Source organism: Dactylosporangium roseum (genome assembly GCF_025264685.1).
In the GTDB taxonomy this organism is placed as follows: Bacteria; Actinomycetota; Actinomycetes; order Mycobacteriales; family Micromonosporaceae; genus Dactylosporangium; species Dactylosporangium roseum.
Genome location: NZ_CP073721.1, coordinates 4,647,294 through 4,663,460, shown reverse-complemented (window position 1 = coordinate 4,663,460; position 16,167 = coordinate 4,647,294). Strand labels below are relative to the sequence as shown.

14 protein-coding genes are annotated in these 16,167 nt (G+C 72.6%); 10 read left to right on the top strand and 4 right to left on the bottom strand.

Going from position 1 to position 16,167, the window contains the following annotated elements; translation table 11 throughout:
* Positions 1-36: 36 nt before the first annotated feature.
* Together Drose_RS21870 and Drose_RS21865 are read right to left on the bottom strand one after the other, a co-directional pair.
* Positions 37-231 (bottom strand): hypothetical protein, encoded by a 195-nt coding sequence (locus Drose_RS21870; protein ID WP_260723156.1) that lies wholly within the window; start codon positions 229-231, stop codon positions 37-39.
* Between the two features lie 93 nt (positions 232-324).
* Positions 325-3,081 (bottom strand): alpha-amylase family glycosyl hydrolase, encoded by a 2,757-nt coding sequence (locus Drose_RS21865; protein ID WP_260729779.1) that lies wholly within the window; start codon positions 3,079-3,081, stop codon positions 325-327.
* A 188-nt stretch (positions 3,082-3,269) separates the two neighbouring features.
* On the opposite strand from Drose_RS21865, the gene Drose_RS21860 reads away from it, so the two are divergent.
* Positions 3,270-3,953 (top strand): DUF6226 family protein, encoded by a 684-nt coding sequence (locus tag Drose_RS21860; RefSeq protein ID WP_260723155.1) that lies wholly within the window; start codon positions 3,270-3,272, stop codon positions 3,951-3,953.
* A gap of 179 nt (positions 3,954-4,132) precedes the next feature.
* Entirely contained in the window at positions 4,133-4,831 is a 699-nt protein-coding gene (locus Drose_RS21855) for a lytic polysaccharide monooxygenase auxiliary activity family 9 protein (protein ID WP_313899923.1), read from the top strand.
* 210 nt (positions 4,832-5,041) lie between these two features.
* On the opposite strand, the gene Drose_RS21850 is transcribed toward Drose_RS21855, so the two are convergent.
* The gene (locus Drose_RS21850; protein WP_260723154.1) at positions 5,042-6,568 is read right to left on the bottom strand and encodes a leucine-rich repeat domain-containing protein; all 1,527 of its coding nucleotides are present in this window, start codon (positions 6,566-6,568) and stop codon (positions 5,042-5,044) included.
* Positions 6,569-6,939: 371 nt separating this feature from the next.
* Between Drose_RS21850 and Drose_RS21845 the strand changes: the two genes are divergently transcribed.
* Positions 6,940-8,772 carry a DUF4118 domain-containing protein gene (locus Drose_RS21845; protein ID WP_260723153.1) on the top strand — a complete coding sequence of 611 codons (1,833 nt, stop codon included), beginning with the start codon at positions 6,940-6,942 and terminating at the stop codon, positions 8,770-8,772.
* 44 nt (positions 8,773-8,816) lie between these two features.
* On the opposite strand, the gene Drose_RS21840 is transcribed toward Drose_RS21845, so the two are convergent.
* The gene (locus Drose_RS21840; protein WP_260723152.1) at positions 8,817-9,248 is read right to left on the bottom strand and encodes an Lrp/AsnC family transcriptional regulator; all 432 of its coding nucleotides are present in this window, start codon (positions 9,246-9,248) and stop codon (positions 8,817-8,819) included.
* A 119-nt stretch (positions 9,249-9,367) separates the two neighbouring features.
* On the opposite strand from Drose_RS21840, the gene Drose_RS21835 reads away from it, so the two are divergent.
* Genes Drose_RS21835 through Drose_RS21805 form a run of 7 tightly spaced genes read left to right on the top strand, consistent with a single transcriptional unit; the run spans position 9,368 to position 16,133 of the window.
* Positions 9,368-10,180, top strand: a complete 813-nt coding sequence (locus Drose_RS21835) for a tryptophan 2,3-dioxygenase (protein ID WP_390891220.1) — start codon at positions 9,368-9,370, stop codon at positions 10,178-10,180.
* Positions 10,181-10,197: 17 nt separating this feature from the next.
* The gene (gene kynU / locus Drose_RS21830) at positions 10,198-11,406 is read left to right on the top strand and encodes a kynureninase (protein ID WP_260729777.1); all 1,209 of its coding nucleotides are present in this window, start codon (positions 10,198-10,200) and stop codon (positions 11,404-11,406) included.
* On the top strand, positions 11,403-12,719 hold the full coding sequence (locus Drose_RS21825) for an FAD-dependent oxidoreductase (RefSeq protein WP_260723151.1): 1,317 nt from the start codon (positions 11,403-11,405) through the stop codon (positions 12,717-12,719). Before kynU ends, Drose_RS21825 begins: the two co-directional genes overlap by 4 nt.
* On the top strand, positions 12,716-14,170 hold the full coding sequence (locus Drose_RS21820) for a 2-hydroxymuconic semialdehyde dehydrogenase (protein WP_260723150.1): 1,455 nt from the start codon (positions 12,716-12,718) through the stop codon (positions 14,168-14,170). Before Drose_RS21825 ends, Drose_RS21820 begins: the two co-directional genes overlap by 4 nt.
* 31 nt (positions 14,171-14,201) lie before the next feature.
* Positions 14,202-14,633, top strand: a complete 432-nt coding sequence (locus Drose_RS21815) for a RidA family protein (protein WP_260723149.1) — start codon at positions 14,202-14,204, stop codon at positions 14,631-14,633.
* Positions 14,626-15,144, top strand: a complete 519-nt coding sequence (locus Drose_RS21810; protein ID WP_260723148.1) for a 3-hydroxyanthranilate 3,4-dioxygenase — start codon at positions 14,626-14,628, stop codon at positions 15,142-15,144. The genes Drose_RS21815 and Drose_RS21810 overlap by 8 nt, the downstream gene beginning before the upstream one ends.
* A complete protein-coding gene (locus Drose_RS21805; RefSeq protein WP_260723147.1) occupies positions 15,141-16,133 on the top strand; it encodes an amidohydrolase family protein in 993 nt (330 codons plus the stop codon). The genes Drose_RS21810 and Drose_RS21805 overlap by 4 nt, the downstream gene beginning before the upstream one ends.
* Positions 16,134-16,167 lie beyond the last annotated feature (34 nt).

Below are 16,167 nucleotides of genomic sequence, written 5' to 3'. Positions count from 1 at the left end.
ACCCGGGCAGTGGCTCGCCGCGGCGGGCGACCGCTGTCAGTCCACGTCGGATCCGTCCCAGAACGGCGGGACGGATGTCCCCTGGCGGCGTGCCACGACGATGACCGTCGCCGCCGTGACGTGCTCCGGTCGCGGGCCGAGGCCCAGGTGCCAGCGCAGCTCGGCGAGGTCGGGCTCGGCCAGATCGCCGCGCAGGTCGGCGGCGACCATGAGTTCGTGAAGGTCAGCCACGACGGCACTCTAGCGAGCGGCCGCCACGAGCGCGGGTCGGCGGCGGCCCCGCGAGCGGTTCGCGGGGCCGCCGGTGTCCGCGCGGTCAGCTCGTCAGCCGGTCGGCGGCGGGCCGGTGTAGACGGTCGGGTCGCCCTGCTTCAGCCACACCTCGGCGTGGTCGATCGGCAGGAACGACCGGTCACCGCCGGGCTCGCGGGTCGTCGGCACGGTGTCACCGCCGGGCAGGTGCATGATGAAGTTCACCGGCCGGGTGTCGTCGGCGAGCGGGATGTCGTATGCGGCCCAGCCCCCGTCGACCCGGGTCGCCGGCCACGGCTTGTCCCACGCGACCCGGGCCAGCACGGCCGGGTCGACGGCGTCGCCCCACAGGTGCAGGCCCCAGCCGGGGTAGTCGCCGGCCGGCCGGTAGTAGTGCACGGTCGCGACGGTCAGCGGCGGCCCGGCGTACCGGACCGCACGGGTCTCGCTCGTCGTGCCGGCCGCCGGTCCGCTGACGAGGACCGCGCGGTATTCGACGGTGGTGCCGGCGGCCAGGTTCAGCGGGGTGAGGTTGTCGAAGGCGGTGTAGGCCGGCGAGGAGGCGTCCGTGCCGACGACGGTCCAGGCGCCGCCGGCCACCCGCCGCTCGACGCGCACGACGTGGTCGGCCCGCTCCGGGTCGGCGACGGCGCGGACCTCGACGGTGCCGCGCACGCTCGAGCCGGCGGCCGGCGTCTCGACGGTGAGCTCCGGCGCCGGGACGGTGGCCGTGCGCGGCTGGCTGATCGCGTTGTGGCCGCCGTTGTCCGTCACGATCGCCCGGTACCGCACCGGCGTGCCGGGCCGCTGGTCCGTCACGTCGTGGAACACGCGGTACGGGGCGGTGTCGTCGGTGCCGATCGAGCGCCAGGGCCCGTTGCCGGTGCGGGCCTGGAACGTCACCTCGTAGAACGACGAGCCGGCCACGTTCGCGGTCACCTGCATGCGGCCGCGGGCCTCGGCGCTGGGCGCCGGGGCGGCCAGCGAGATCGACGGTGCCGCCTTCGACCGCGGGATCCGGCCGTCGAGCTCGTACACCACCGTCGACAGCGGCGGCACGGTCAGCGTGAGGCGACCGTCCCGGGCGGACCCCACCCGCGCCGGGCCGTCGCCGTAGACGCGGCTGAAGGTGCCCTTGCCCGCGTAGGTGGGGATCGCCGCGGTGGCCGCCTGCTCGCTGTTGTTCAGCGCCACGACGTATTCGCGCTGTCCGTCCCGGCTGATGCGGGAGAACGCGTAGACGCCGGCCTGCCCGGAGGCGTACCGGTGCTGGTGCGCGCCGTCGCGCAGGGCCGGGTGGGCCTTCGTCACCGCGGCGAGCTGACCGATCGTGCGGTACAGCGGATGCGCCGGCACGAAGTTCGCCTGCGCGTGCGTGGCGGTCGTGCCGAGCAGGTCGTCGTCGAGATAGTCGGGCACCCGGCTGGCGAACATGGTCTGCCGGGCGTCCTGGTCGCCGCGGGTGCCGCCGGTGAAGCCCTGCTCGTCGCCGTAGTAGATCACCGGGTTGCCGCGGGAGAAGTACATCAGCTCGTGGGCGAGACGGTCCCGCGCCAGCCATTCGGCGTCGCCCGCGTCGGGATTGTCGGCCTGGACGAAGCCGCCGATGCGGCCCATGTCGTGGTTGCCGAGGAACGTCGGTAGCTGGTAGACGTTCGAGTCCGCGTCGGTGTACCAGTCGTCGCCGAGGAAGAACGTTTCCAGGTCGCCGGCCGGTCCGCCGCGCGAGGCGAACGTGCGTGCCGCGTCCTGGAACGGGAAGTCCAGCACCGCCTGCATCTGGCCGCGGGTGGTGAACTGCGACGTGAAGGACTTCGTGGTGTCGAAGACCTCGCCGAACATGAAGAACTCGCGCTTGCCCTGCTGCTGCGCGTACCGCAGGATCTCGGGGCCGAACGCCTGCCAGAACTCGTCGTTGACGTGCTTCATCGTGTCGATGCGGAAGCCGTCGACGCCGAAGTCGCGGATCCAGGTCTTGTAGATGTCGATCATGCCGCGGACGACCGTCGGGTGCTCGGTGAACAGGTCGTCGAGGCCGAAGAAGTCGCCGTAGAGCGAGTTCTCGCCGGTGAACGTCGTGTCGCCGCGGTTGTGGTACAGCGTGACGTCGTTGAGCCACGCCGGGGACTTCAGGTCGCGCTCGCCGTCGTCGAGGACCGGCGTGTAGGGGAACGACACCGCCGGGCTCAGCGGGGGAAACGCCGTGGCGCCGGCGACGTCACGGTCGTCGAACGGCCGGCCGGACGCGGTGCGGTACGGCACGGCGTCCTTCGACACGTACGGAAGGCGGGCGCCCTGCCGGTAGCCGATCACGTCCGCGGTGTGGTTGGTGATGATGTCGAAGTAGACCTTCATGCCGCGGGCGTGCGCGGCGTCGACGAGCGCCCGCAGATCGGCGTTGCTGCCCAGGTGCGGGTCGATCTGGGTGAAGTCGGTGATCCAGTAGCCATGGTAACCGGCCGACGGGCCGTCCTCCAACTGCACCGCCTTGTTCTTGAAGCTCGGCGTGAGCCAGATGGACGTGGTGCCCAGCCCGCGGATGTAGTCGATGCGGTTGCGCAGGCCCTTGAGGTCACCGCCGTTGTAGAAGCCCTTGCGGGTCGGGTCGAAGCCGGAGACCAGCCGGTCGTCGGGCAGGCCGCCCCGATCGTTGCCGGGGTCGCCGTTGTCGAACCGGTCGGCCATGACGAAGTAGAAGTTCTCGTCGGTCACGGGTGCGCGTAACGAGTGCGGAGCGCCGGACGGGGCCGGCTGTGCTGTCGCCGGCGGGGCGAACGCCCCGGCGAGCACGACGGGCAGCAGCAAGGCCAGGGCGCGGCGGACGAACATCACTAGCCCTCCCTTCGGAGCGCCGACCCGCGTGGCGGTGCGGGTCGGCATTGATCCGCCCGGCCACCATAACCGCCCGATCGCTTGGTGCACATCCGTCGATGCATCGGCGAGGGATGCGCGCCGGATCCTCGGCGCCGCGTTGGAGCACCTGGCATCGGGGCGTGCCTGGGACGTACTGTCGGCGGATGGTGCGATCGGGCGAACTGCGGGCGCGGGTGGCGGCGCGCTACCGCGACCTGGGCCTGCCTTCCTGGCCGGATCCGCACGCGGGGATGACCTCGCCGCGCGAGGAGGAGTACGAGCGGGTCACCGAGCCCGGGCGGTACGGCATCGTGCACGCCCGCGCACGCGTGTGGGCCGAGTGCCTGGGTGAGGTGGCGGGCATCGAGGTCGAGCCGCTCGCGCCGGCGCCGCTCGACGGCGAAGGACGCCTGGGCGGGTTCGACCGCGGCGTCCGGCTCATCTCGCCCCGGCCCGGCACACTGCCGCTGTTGCTGCTCGAGCGCGACGCGCCGCTGTCCGGGCTCGACGCCTCGCTGGCGGTGCTGCACATCAGCGTCGTCCGGCCCGAGATCGCCGTCGCCGTGCTGCCGGACTGCGGCTGCGACGCCTGCGACCGGGGCTCGGACGACCTGCTCCAGGCGATCGACCAGACGGTCGGCACCGTGGTCGGCGGTCCGTTCGTGGTGCTGCGAGGATCGGGGTGGCAGGCGCTGTGGCATCCGGACGGCGGCAGCTCGGACGGCACGGGACGCGGCCCGGGCCACGACCGGGCGATGGAGCTGTGCCGGCGACTCGCGGCCGGGGAGGACGTCCGGCTGCCCGGCGGCGTCGAGGCGTTCGTGGGTCGCCCGTGGCTCGTGTCCTGACCCGGTGGACGGCGAACGGCCGGACCGGCGACACTCCCGGTCATCTGCCGCCCTGACCGCGGACGTCGCCGCGGGCCGCGGGTGCCGTACGTCGCTGGTAGCGGCGCCGGGTATGGTCTTGGGAGCGCTTCCAAGCGCAACGTCGGTGAACATCAACACATGTCGCGCCCGGAGGTTCGATGTCTGCTCTCGTGTCACCCCGTCGCGCCCTGGTGCGCCGTGCGACGGTCGTCGCCGCGGCCGCTGTGACGCTGCTCGTGACCGCCCTGCCGGAGGCCGCCTCCGCCCACGGGTCGGCGGCCGATCCGCCGGCGCGCGCCTTCGACTGCCTGCGGCGGTGGAGCGACAACCACCAGGCACCGGAGATGGCGAGCCAGGATCCCATGTGCTACCAGGCCTGGCAGGCCGACCCGAGCACGATGTGGAACTGGAACGGGCTCTACCGCGAAGGTGTCCAGGGCAACCACCAGGCCGCCATCCCGGACGGGCAGCTCTGCAGCGCCGGGCGTACGCAGGCCGGCCGCTACGCCGCGCTGGACGCCGTGGGCCGGTGGAAGGCCACCCCCAAGAGCCGGAACTTCTCGGTGAACATCTTCGACCAGGCCAAGCACGGCGCGGACGACGTCCGCGTCTACATCACCCGGCAGGGCTTCGACCCCACCAGGCAGCAGCTCGGCTGGGGCGACCTGGAGCTGGTGAGCCGGATCGGCAACACTCCGGCCGCCAAGTGGCAGCCCGCCGCCAACGGTGTCACGCTCTCGGTCGACGCCGACGCCGGCGCGCGCACCGGACACCACATCGTCTACACGATCTGGCAGGCGAGCCACATGGACCAGTCGTACTACTTCTGCAGCGACGTGGTCTTCCCGGCCGCATAGGAGGGCCCGCAGGTGCGCGTGCGCGGACCGTACGCTCACGCCGAGTCCCGCGGTCTCACCGTCTTCGTGTCGACGCGCCGGCTGGCGCGAGGCCGCTACCGTGGCCGGATCGACCGGCGGAGCGGGAGCGGACGGTCACTGCCTGGACATGGTGCCGGCCGAGCCCGGCGACGGGCGGCCCGGCGCTGAGTCGCCGGGCACCGCCCGCGGTCACAGCCGCAGCCGGCAGCCGAGCCGCTCGCGCAGCGCGACGGCGACGGCGTCGGCGGGCACCGTGTGGACCGGCGGGCCGGCCCAGTCATAGTACTCGCGGTCGATGTCGGACATGTCGTTGTCCGACAGGTCGAGCACGTCGAGACCGTCGAGGCCCGGCAGGTCCGGCAGCGCGGCGAGACCGGGGCCGGGCACCCGGCGCAGCACCAGCTCCCGCAGCGCCGCGGCGGACGGGCCGAGGAGGGTGGCGATGCCCTCCGCGCCGATCCGGTTGCCGCTGAGATCGAGGTGTCGTACCGAGCGGTAGGGCACGCCGCTGGTGAGCGCACGCACGCCGGTGGCGCCGATCCCGTTGTCCACCAGCTCCAGGTGCGTGAGCCGGGTCAGCGCGCCGTTGCCGGCCAGCGCCGCCGCACCCTCGTCGCCGAGCTGGTTGCGGTGCAGCGCGAGCCGCTCGACCGCGGCGAACCGCGGGTCCGCCCGCAGCAGCTCCCACGACGCGGCGCCGAGCCGGACCATGCGCAGCGACAGCGACCCGGTCCGGGTGGCCTCGTCCAGGGCCTCGTCCAGCGCGTCGGGACTGTCTTCGTGGTATCGCCGGACGTCGGGCGGCATCGACAGCGCGGGAAAACGGGCGACCACCGCGGGCCAGTCGTCGAGCTCGACCAGGCCCCAGCCGCAGCGCAGCTCGGCCAGGCCGGCCAGCGCGGTCGACCGTACCAGTGCCATGATCCCCGGACCGTCGATGGGGTTGCCGGTGACGTCCAGCACCCGCAGCGCCCGCAGGTGCGGTGACCCGGCGAGTGCCTGCGCACCCGAGTGCCGGAGCCGGTTGCCCGCGAGGTACAGCGCCGTCAGGTTCGCCAGCGCACGCGAATTGGTGATCGAGTAGGCCGCGCGGTCGTTGAGGTCCACCCGGTTGAGGTGCAGCTCGGTCAGGGTGGCCAGGTGGGCGGCGCCGGTCAGGGCGGCGACGTCGGACTCGGACACGTAACAGCCGGACAGGTCGCACCGGCGCAGTGACCGCAGCCCCGCCGTGGCCAGCCACTGACCGGGCCGCGGCAGGTCCGCTCCGAAGACGAGCCGCGTGCCGGGCTCGACCGACAGGGTCAGTTCCTCGAGCCGGTCCAGCCACGACGCCTGCCCGATCGCGGCCAGGCCGCCCGCCCGCACACCGGCGTCGTCGAGGTGGAGGGATCGCAGCGGCTGGTCGAGCGCGGCCAGGATCGTCGCGCCCGCGTCGCCGATCCCGGTGCGGCGCAGGGACAGCGCGGCCAGGTCCGGCAGGCGGCCCGGATCGCCCAGCTCGGCCAGGCCGGCGTCGGTGATCGGGTTGTCGTCGAGGACCAGCGAGCGGATCCGCTGGGCACGCGGCTCGGCGAGCAGTGCGGCCAGCGCCGCGTCGGAGCACCGTGTGCCGGTCACGTCCAGCGTCTCGACAGCGGCGGTCCCGGCCTGCCGCCACAGGGCGGCCACGTCGTCCGGCCCGGCGAGCACGCCCCGGAACACCAGCCCGCGGCTCACCGCCGCCTCACCACTGCCTCACCGTCGCGTGCCGGGCTGCCCGCGCCGGCGGCCGGTTCGGCGAAGATCCATGCCGTATCGTACCCGCGGAGAAAGACGCGGCCGTGCCGCACGGCGACGGCGGCGTTTCGCAGGGAGCACACCGACTCCCGGTCGAAACGCGGCACGGGTCCGCTGGGGGTCCGCCCGCATCAATACCCGACCGCCGCCTGAGCGGGCGCTGCGGCGTTCCGGGGGAGAGCGCCGCCTTTGTAGAATGTTTGGGGGACTGCTCCGGAACGCTCGACGACCGCAGCCACCTGGCCCGTCGTGGTCATGGCTCCATGCGGCTGCCATGTGCGCTGACGTGTCGCGGAGGATGGTGGCCGCCGATGCGGGCACGCCTGATGTCGCTGCTGCTACGCCCGAAGCCACCGCTTTCGCTCGGGCTGACGACGGCCGCCGTGCTCATCGCGGTGGAGACCCTCGTGCTGATTCCACTCAGGGCGGGTGTTCAGGAGGGCACGCGAAGCTCGGTGTACCTGCTCGGCGTCCTGGTGATCTCGACGGTGTGGGGCGTCCGGCTCGGTGTGCTGACGGCGGTGGCCAGCGTCTTCGCCTTCAACTACTTCCACGTCCCGCCCTACGGGGCGTTGCACCTGTCGCTGCGGCGGGAGTCGCAGATCGCTGTGGCGTTCGTCGCGGCCGCGCTGTTGACCGGCGTGCTCGCCCAGCTCGCACGGTCCCGCGCCGTCGAGGTGTCCGAGCGCCGCCGGGAGGCCGGGTTCGCCGCGGACCTGACCCATCTCATCCTGAGCGCCGGTGACCTGCGTTCGGCGCTGAGTGCCGCATCGCGGCGGCTGGCGCAGGCGTTCGAGCTGCCGGCCGCGGTGATCCAGCTCGAGGCGACCGAGGGGGACGAGCGCTGGACCGCGTTGCCGTTGTCCGACGGCGCGATGCGCCTGGGCACCTTGCTGGTACCGGCGGATCTCCCCCAATCCGTGCTGGCGCGCCTGCGGCAGCGGGTGGTCCCGTCGCTGGAGTCGTTGCTCGGTTCGGCGTACGAGCGTGAGGCGATCACCAGATCCTTGGCGGCGAGACGCGAAGAGTCCAAGCGGCTCATGGCGGAGCAGGTCGCGTTGCGACGGGTGGCGACGCTGGTCGCGCGCGGGGCCTCGCTGACCAAGGTGTTCGGCGTGGTGGTGGCGGAAGTGTGCAAGGCCCCGGGCCCGTGCAGGTCGTCGCTGGTCCGCTACGAGCCGGACGGCACGGCCACTCGCGTCGCGGGCCGCAGCGAGGCCGGCCTCGACCTGCCGATCGGCATGAGCGTGCCGCTCGGGGGTGACACCATCACCGGGGCGGTGCTGCGCACCGGCCGCCCGGCACGGATGACCTGTGCGAGTGCCACCGGCGCCGGCGCCGCGCTGCTGCGCGAGACGGGGATGCGGTCCGCGGTCGGCGTTCCGGTGATGGTTCAGGACCGCCTCTGGGGTGTGGTCACCGTGGCGTCGTCCGAGCCCATACCGGCCGGTGCCGAGACGCGCCTGGCCGACTTCGCCGATCTCGTCGCGAGCGCGGTGGCCAACACCGAGAGCCGTGCGCAGCTCACCGCCTCCCGCGCCCGCATCGTCGCCGCGGCCGATGACGCACGCCGCCGGCTCGAGCGGGATCTGCATGACGGCGCACAGCAACGCCTGGTTTCGCTCGGCCTCGAACTGCGCACGGTCGATGCCTCGTTGCCGCCCGACCTCGGCGTCGCGAGGCAACGGCTGTCCCGCGCCATCGACGAGCTGACCGGGGTGCTCCAGGACCTGCGGGAGATCTCGCGAGGGATCCATCCGGCGCTGCTGTCCGAGGGCGGGCTCGGCCCCGCGGTCGGGGTGCTGGCCCGGCGCAGTGCGATCCCGGTCGCGCTCAACCTGGACATCGGCCGGAGGCTGCCCGAGAAGGTCGAGGTGGCCGCGTATTACGTGGTGTCCGAAGCGCTCACGAACGCCGCCAAACACGCCCGGGCAAGGATGGTGCACGTGGATGCCGAGGCGGGAGAGTCGTTGCTCCTGCTCTCGATCCGGGACGACGGTGTCGGCGGCGCCGACGTCGGCAAGGGCTCCGGGCTGATCGGCCTCCAGGACCGCATCGAGACCCTCGGTGGTCACTTCGAGATCGTGAGTCCGCCCGGGAGCGGCACCACACTGGTGGCCAAGATCCCGTTCGACGCCGTGTGAACGATCGTGCCGCCTCCCGGCCGGCCCGCGCGCGGCGGGAGGGCTCAGGGCTGCACCGTGCGCCAGCCGAGCGGGGTCGACAGCACCATCGAGCTGGACGGCTGGCCGTACGGGGCGAGCCTGTCGATCACGGACTCGAACTCCTCCATCGACCGCGTCGCGACCTTGAGGATCGAGCAGGCGTCGCCGGTCACCCGGTGGATCTCCAGCACCTCGGGCCAGTCGAGCACCTTGGGATCACGCAGCACGCACCGCGGGCCGTAGCAGGACATCCTGATCATGGCGACCACGTGCCGGCCGGCCTTGGCGAGGTCGACGTGCGCGTGATAGCCGGTGAGGACGCCGCCGGCCTCCAGCCTGCGGACCCGCTCCGCCACGGCGGGCGGGGAGAGATGCACCCGGCGGGACAGCTCGGAGTAGGACAGCCGGGCGTCGGCCTGCAACTCGCGCAGCAGCACCCAATCCATGTCGTCCAACGAGCACCTTCCGATTGTGAGGTCGTCCGCCGGATCGGCTTTCCATTCCGCAGGTGCCCAGCGTAACCGCCGTTGATCGACCCTTCACCGGTGGCGGGTTTCGGGACGACGATGGACTGGTGAGCGGACCGAGACTGGATTTCCCCGATCAGGTGCCGTATGACGCTTATGTCCACGCCAGCACGCTGCACTCGCTCCAGCAGCCGCTGAGCAAGGATCCGGGCGAGATGTCCTTCCTCATGGTCAGCCAGGTGATGGAGCTGTGGTTCGGGCTGGCGCGGCACGAGCTGCGCGAGGCTCAGCGGCTGCTGCGCGAGGACGACGTCTGGGGCGCGCTCGCGCCGCTGCGCCGCACCAGGCTCCACCTCGAAGGGCTCGTCGCCGCCTGGAACGGGCTGCGCTGGATGACCCCGTCCGACTTCAACCGCTTCCGCGACCTGCTCGGCGAGGCGTCCGGCTTCCAGTCGGCGATGTACCGCCACCTGGAGTTCCTGCTGGGGCTCAAGAACGAGGCGTTGATCCGGCCGTTCAAGCGGCAGGCGGACCTCCACGACGAGCTGGCCGCCGCGCTGGCGGCGCCGAGCCTCTGGGACGACGTCACCGCCGTGCTCGCCCGCCGCGGCTTCGACATCCCGGCCGAGGTGCTCACCGCCGGCCACGCCGGCGAATACGTGCCGTCGCCCGCCGTCGAGCGGGCCTGGGTGGAGATCTACCGCGACGACCGGGCCGACAACCCGCTCTACCTGCTCGGTGAGGTGCTCGCCGACGTCGCCGAGGAGTTCGGCCTGTGGCGGTACAAGCACCTGACCGCCGTACAGCGGACGATGGGCAACAAGATCGGCAGCGGCGGCTCGTCCGGCGCGGCCTGGTTGACCCGCAGCATGGGCAGGGTGGTCTTCCCGGAGCTGTGGTCCGCCCGGACGGTGATCTAGTGGTGTCCATCGAGGCCATGGAGGATCGGGCCCACCGGCTCGACGCCGAGGACCCCGGCCACCGCGACCTGTTCCACGTGCCGCCGGCCGAGAGCGGCGACCACCCCGAGACCGCGTACCTCGCCGGCAACTCGCTCGGCCTGCAGCCACGCGCCGTGCGTCACGAGCTCCTCGAGGAGCTCGACGCGTGGGCGCGCCTCGGCGTGGCGGGCCACCTGGAGGCCGACCGGCCGTGGCTGCCGTACCACGAGTTGCTCCGCGAGCCGGCCGCCCGCCTGGTCGGCGCGCTGCCGGACGAGACGGTGATGATGAACTCGCTGACCGTCAACCTGCACCTGCTGATGGTCTCGTTCTACCGCCCGGCCGGTGAGCGCGCGCTGATCGTCATCGAGGACACGGCGTTTCCGTCGGACAGCTACGCGGTGCGCAGCCAGGCCGCCGTCCACGGCCTCGACCCCGACCGCACGGTGGTCCGCACCGACGACCCCCTCGCCACCATCCGCGAGCACGGGGACCGCATCGCGCTGGTAATGCTCGGCGGGGTCAACTACCTCACCGGTGAGCTGATGGACATCCCCGCGATCACCGCCGCGGGGCGGGCGGCCGGAGCGGTCGTCGGCTGGGACCTGGCGCACGCGGTCGGCAACGTGCCGTTGCGCCTGCACGAGTGGGGCGTCGACTTCGCCGCCTGGTGCTCGTACAAGTATCTCAACGGCGGGCCCGGGGCGGTCGCGGGCGCGTTCGTCCACGAGCGGCACACCGGCGCCGGCCTGCCCCGGTTCGAGGGCTGGTGGAGCACCGAGCCGGCGACCCGGTTCGAGATGGCGCCCGTGTCCCGTCCGCCGAGGAGCGCCGACGCGTGGCAGGTGTCCAACCCGCCGATCCTCGCCATGAGCCCGGTACGCGCCTCGCTGGAGCTGTTCGACGCGGTGGGCATGACGGCCCTGCGGGCGCGCAGCGAACGACTGACCGCGTTTTTGCAGTCGCTGCTCGATCCGACCGGCGTGGAGGTCGTGACACCGCGCGACCCGGCGTGGCGCGGCTGCCAGTTGTCGTTGCGCGTCGGCGACGCCGGAGGACTGAGCAAGACCCTGCGGCACCGGTACGGCGTGATCGCGGACAGCCGCGAACCCGACATCCTGCGGCTGGCCCCGGTGCCGCTGTACTCGACGTATCACGACTGCTGGCGGGCGGCCACCGCGATCGCACGCGAGGAGGGGGCATGACGGACATCGCGGTGGTGGGTGCGGGCCTCACCGGCAGCCTGCTCGCCTGTTTCCTGGCCCGGCGCGGGCACACCGTGACGGTCTACGAGCGCCGCGCCGACCCCCGCACCGGCGGGGCCGAGCGGGGCCGGTCGATCAACCTGGCGCTGTCCGAGCGGGGCCTCGACGCCCTGCGCCGGCTCGGCCTCGCCGACCGGGTGCTCGCCGACGCGCTGCCCATGCGCGGCCGGATGATCCACCCGGTGGCGGGCGACCTGGACTTCCAGCGGTACAGCCTCGACGGGCAGCGGGCGATCAACTCGATCAGCCGGGGAGCGCTCAACAACGCGCTGCTCGCCGCGGCCGCGGCCTCCGCCACCGCCGGCGTGAAGCTGCTCTTCGAGCACCGGCTGACCGGGCTCGACCCGCTGGTCTTCGCGACGCCCTCCGGCGAGGTGAAGGCGACCGCCGAGGTGGTCATCGGCGCCGACGGCGCGGGCAGCGCGGTGCGCGGGCACCTACTCGGCATGGGGCTGCTCGACGAGTCGGTCGACGTCCTCGACTACGGCTACAAGGAGCTGACGATCGCGCCGGGCCCGGACGGCGACTTCGCCATGGACCCCGGCGCCCTGCACATCTGGCCGCGCGGCACGTCGATGATGATCGCGCTGCCCAACCCCGACAAGACGTTCACCTGTACGCTCTTCTGGCCCAACGGCGGCACGTCGAGCTTCGCGTCGCTGGGCGGCCCGGCCGCGATCGAGCGGCACTTCGAGGCGGTCTACCCGGACGTCGTGCCGCTCATGCCCGACCTCGTCGACGACTACCGGCTCAACCCGGTCGGCCTGCTCGGCACGGTCCACTGCGGGCCGTGGCAGGCGGTCACGCCGGGTGGGCCGGTCGGGCTGATCGGCGACGCGGCGCACGCGATCGTCCCGTTCTACGGGCAGGGCGCCAACTGCGGCTTCGAGGACTGCGTCGTGCTCGACCGGGTGCTCGACGAGACCGGCGACGACTTCGCCGAGGCGCTGCCGCTGTTCGAGGCGCGCCGCCGCGACGACGTCGAGGCGATCGCGGCGATGGCCCTGGCCAACTTCGTGGAGATGCGGGACAGGGTGGCCTCGCCGGTGTTCCGGCTCGGCAAGACGATCGAGCACGCGCTGGAGCGGGCGCTGCCCGGCCGCTACGTCTCCCGCTACGAACTGGTGTCGTTCAGCACCACGCCCTACGCGCAGGTGCGTGACCGGGTACGGCGCCAGCATCAGGTGCTCTGGGCCGCCGGGCTCCTCGCCCTCGGTGCGGTCGGGACCGCGATCGTGCGGTGGCGGCGATGACGCTCCAGCACTTCATCGGCGGGCGGTTCGTCGCCACCGCCGCGACGTTTCCGAAGCTGAGCCCGGTCACCGGCGACCTCGTGACCGACGTGTGCGAGGCCGGCGCGTCCACGGTGGACGCGGCGGTCGCGGCTGCGCGGGCAGCCGTGCGCGGCCCGTGGGGGCGCACGAGCGAGCAGGAGCGCGCCGCGGTGCTCCGCCGCGTCGCCGACGAGCTGGAGCGGCGCTTCGACGACCTGGTGGCCGCCGAGGTCGCCGACACCGGCAAGCCGGTCGGCCAGGCCCGCACGCTCGACATCCCGCGCGGGGCGGCCAACTTCCGCGCGTTCGCCGACATCGTCGCCGCGACGCCGACCGAGTCGTTCACCACGGTCACCGCCGCCGGCGGGCGCGCGCTCAACTACGCGGTACGCAAACCGGTCGGCGTCGTCGCGATCGTCGTGCCGTGGAACCTGCCGCTGCTCCTGCTGACCTGGAAGGTGGCGCCGGCGCTCGCGTGCGGCAACGCGGTCGTGGTCAAGCCGTCGGAGGAGACGCCGTCGTCGGCGACGCTGCTCGCCGAGGTGATGGCCGCGGCCGGGGTCCCGGACGGGGTGTTCAACCTCGTGCACGGCTTCGGCCCCGGCTCGGCGGGGGAGTTCCTGACCCGGCACCCGGGCGTCGATGCGATCACGTTCACGGGCGAGTCGGCGACCGGCTCGGCGATCATGCGGGCCGCCGCGGACGGGGTGAAGGCGGTCTCGTTCGAGCTCGGCGGCAAGAACGCCGGGCTGGTCTTCGCCGACAGCGACCTCGACGCGGCCGTCGCCGGGTCGGTCCGCTCCAGCTTCACCAACGGCGGCCAGGTGTGCCTGTGCACCGAGCGGCTCTACGTGCAGCGCCCGGTCTTCGACGAGTTCGTCACCCGGCTCGGCGCGGCGGCGTCCGAGCTGGCCTGGGGATGGCCCCGGGACACCGGCACCGGCACGATGCCGCTGATCTCGAAGCGGCACCGCGAGAAGGTGCTCGGCTACTACGATCTCGCGCGCGCCGAGGGTGCCACGGTGGTGACCGGCGGCGGGACGCCGACGTTCGGCGACGCCCGCGACGGCGGCGCCTACGTCCAGCCGACCGTGCTCGTCGGGCTGCCGGCCGGTGCCCGTACCAACCGTGAGGAGATCTTCGGACCGGTCTGCCACGTCGCGCCGTTCGACACCGAGGAGGAGGCGTTCGCGCTGGCCAACGACAGCGACTACGGCCTCGCGGCGACGGTGTGGACCCGCGACGTCGGCCGGGCGCACCGGGCCGGCCTCGCCCTCGACGCCGGGCTGGTCTGGGTCAACACCTGGTTCCTGCGCGACCTGCGGTCACCGTTCGGCGGGGTCAAGGCCTCCGGCGTCGGCCGCGAGGGCGGCGTGCACTCGCTCGCCTTCTACTCCGAGCTCACCAACGTCTGTGTGGACCTGACATGACCGGTCCGGAGCGAAGCGAGGAGGAGGGGGCATGATCGTCGGGGGCGCGGCCCGGCCGCGCGGCCGGTTCCCGCACGTGAAGGTCGCCGGCGGGTTCGCGTTCGTGTCCGGTACGTCGTCGCGGCGGCCCGACAACACCATCGCCGGCGCGTCCGTCGACGCGCTCGGCACGACGAACCTCGACATCCGCGAGCAGACCCGCGCCGTGCTGCGGAACATCAGCGGCATCCTCGCCGCCGTCGGCGCGTCGCTGGACGACCTGGTGCAGGTGACGACGTACCTGGTCAACATGAACGACTTCGGCGGCTACAACGAGGTCTACGCCGAGTTCTTCGACGAGACCGGACCGGCCCGCACGACCGTCGCCGTGCACCAGTTGCCGCACCCGCACCTACTGATCGAGATCCAGGCCGTCGCGCTGGTCCCCGGTAGAAGCGGCCCCCATGGAGGTGGAGATGACTGACATGTCGCCGGTGAGCTTCCCCGACTGGCTCGCCGAGAACCAGCACCTGCTCAAGCCGCCCGTCGGCAACAAGCAGCTCTTCCCGACCGGGTCGGACTTCATCGTGATGGTCGTCGGCGGGCCGAACCAGCGCACCGACTTCCACGTCGACCCGTACGAGGAGTTCTTCTACCAGATCAAGGGCAACATGCACCTCGACGTCATGACACCCGACGGTCCCGACACGGTGCACATCAAGGAGGGCGGGATGTGGCTGCTGCCCGGCGACATGCCCCACTCGCCGCAGCGTGGGGCGGGCTCGATCGGCATCGTGGTCGAGCGGGTGCGCGAGGAAGGGACACTGGAGAAGTTCCAGTGGTACTGCCCGTCGTGCGGCAACAAGGTGCACGAGGTGGAGCTGCAGGTGCGGGACATCGTGGTGGACCTGCCCCCGGTGTTCCAGGCGTTCTACGACGACGAGAAGGCGCGGACCTGCACCGGTTGCGGCACCGTTCACCCGGGCAAAGGATGAGGATCGACGTCCATACGCACCTGGTGCCGTACGGCTGGCCGGATCTCGCGGCCGAGTGCGGCGGCACCGGGTGGCCGTGGCTGCGTGTCGACTCCGAACGCGCGGCCATGATCATGGTCGGGTCGGCGGAGTTCCGGCCGGTCGGCCCGTCCTGCTGGGACGCGCCGACCCGGCTCGCGGACATGACCGCCGACGGCGTCGACGTCCAGGTGATCTCCCCGACGCCGGTGTTCTTCTCGTACGACCGCCCGGCCGGCCAGGCGGTCAAGGTCGCCCGGATCTTCAACGACCTGACGCTGAAGCTGGCCGCCGAGGGCGAGGACCGGTTCGTGCCGTTCTGCCAGGTGCCGCTCCAGGACCCGGACGCGGCCTGCGCCGAGCTCGACCGCTGCCTCGCCAACGGCCACGTCGGCGTCGAGATCGGCAACCACGTCGGCGACCGCGACCTCGACGATCCGGGCACCGTGACGTTCCTCCAGCACTGCGCGTCGGTCGGCGCGCCGGTCTTCGTGCACCCCTGGGACATGCCGGACGGCCCGCGGCTGGACCGGTGGATGGCCCGCTGGCTGACCGGCATGCCGGCGGAGACTCACCTGTCGGTGCTGGCGATGATCCTCGGCGGTGTGTTCGACGTGGTACCGCCGAGCCTGCGGATCTGCTTCGCCCACGGCGGTGGCAGCTTCGCGTTCTGGCTCGGCCGGGCGGAGAACGCCTGGCACCGGCGCGGGGACGCGGTCCGGGGCCGGTCCGCGCATCCGCCGTCGCACTACGTCGACCGCTTCTCGGTCGACTCGGTCGTGTTCGACCCGGCCGCCCTGCGGCTGCTCGTCGACACCCTCGGCGAGGACCGGGTGATGGCCGGCAGCGACTATCCGTACCCGCTGGGCGAGCGCCCGGTCGGCGCGGTGGTCGACGCGGCCGACTTCCTGACCGACGCCCAGCGCGCGAAGCTGCTGGGCGCCAACGCCTTGCGTTTCCTGGGCCGCTGACCGCCGCGGGTCCGCCCCACCGGCACCGTCCGCA

Bases quoted from the DNA above. Each gene is read 5' to 3' on its own strand.
- Drose_RS21815 (WP_260723149.1), top strand. From the start codon at position 14,202: ATGATCGTCGGGGGCGCGGCCCGGCCGCGCGGCCGGTTCCCGCACGTG.
- Drose_RS21845 (WP_260723153.1), top strand. From the start codon at position 6,940: ATGCGGGCACGCCTGATGTCGCTGCTGCTACGCCCGAAGCCACCGCTT.
- Drose_RS21820 (WP_260723150.1), top strand. From the start codon at position 12,716: ATGACGCTCCAGCACTTCATCGGCGGGCGGTTCGTCGCCACCGCCGCG.
- Drose_RS21865 (WP_260729779.1), bottom strand. From the start codon at position 3,081: ATGTTCGTCCGCCGCGCCCTGGCCTTGCTGCTGCCCGTCGTGCTCGCC.
- Drose_RS21855 (WP_313899923.1), top strand. From the start codon at position 4,133: ATGTCTGCTCTCGTGTCACCCCGTCGCGCCCTGGTGCGCCGTGCGACG.
- kynU (WP_260729777.1), top strand. From the start codon at position 10,198: ATGGAGGATCGGGCCCACCGGCTCGACGCCGAGGACCCCGGCCACCGC.
- Drose_RS21805 (WP_260723147.1), top strand. From the start codon at position 15,141: ATGAGGATCGACGTCCATACGCACCTGGTGCCGTACGGCTGGCCGGAT.
- Drose_RS21825 (WP_260723151.1), top strand. From the start codon at position 11,403: ATGACGGACATCGCGGTGGTGGGTGCGGGCCTCACCGGCAGCCTGCTC.
- Drose_RS21860 (WP_260723155.1), top strand. From the start codon at position 3,270: ATGGTGCGATCGGGCGAACTGCGGGCGCGGGTGGCGGCGCGCTACCGC.
- Drose_RS21810 (WP_260723148.1), top strand. From the start codon at position 14,626: ATGACTGACATGTCGCCGGTGAGCTTCCCCGACTGGCTCGCCGAGAAC.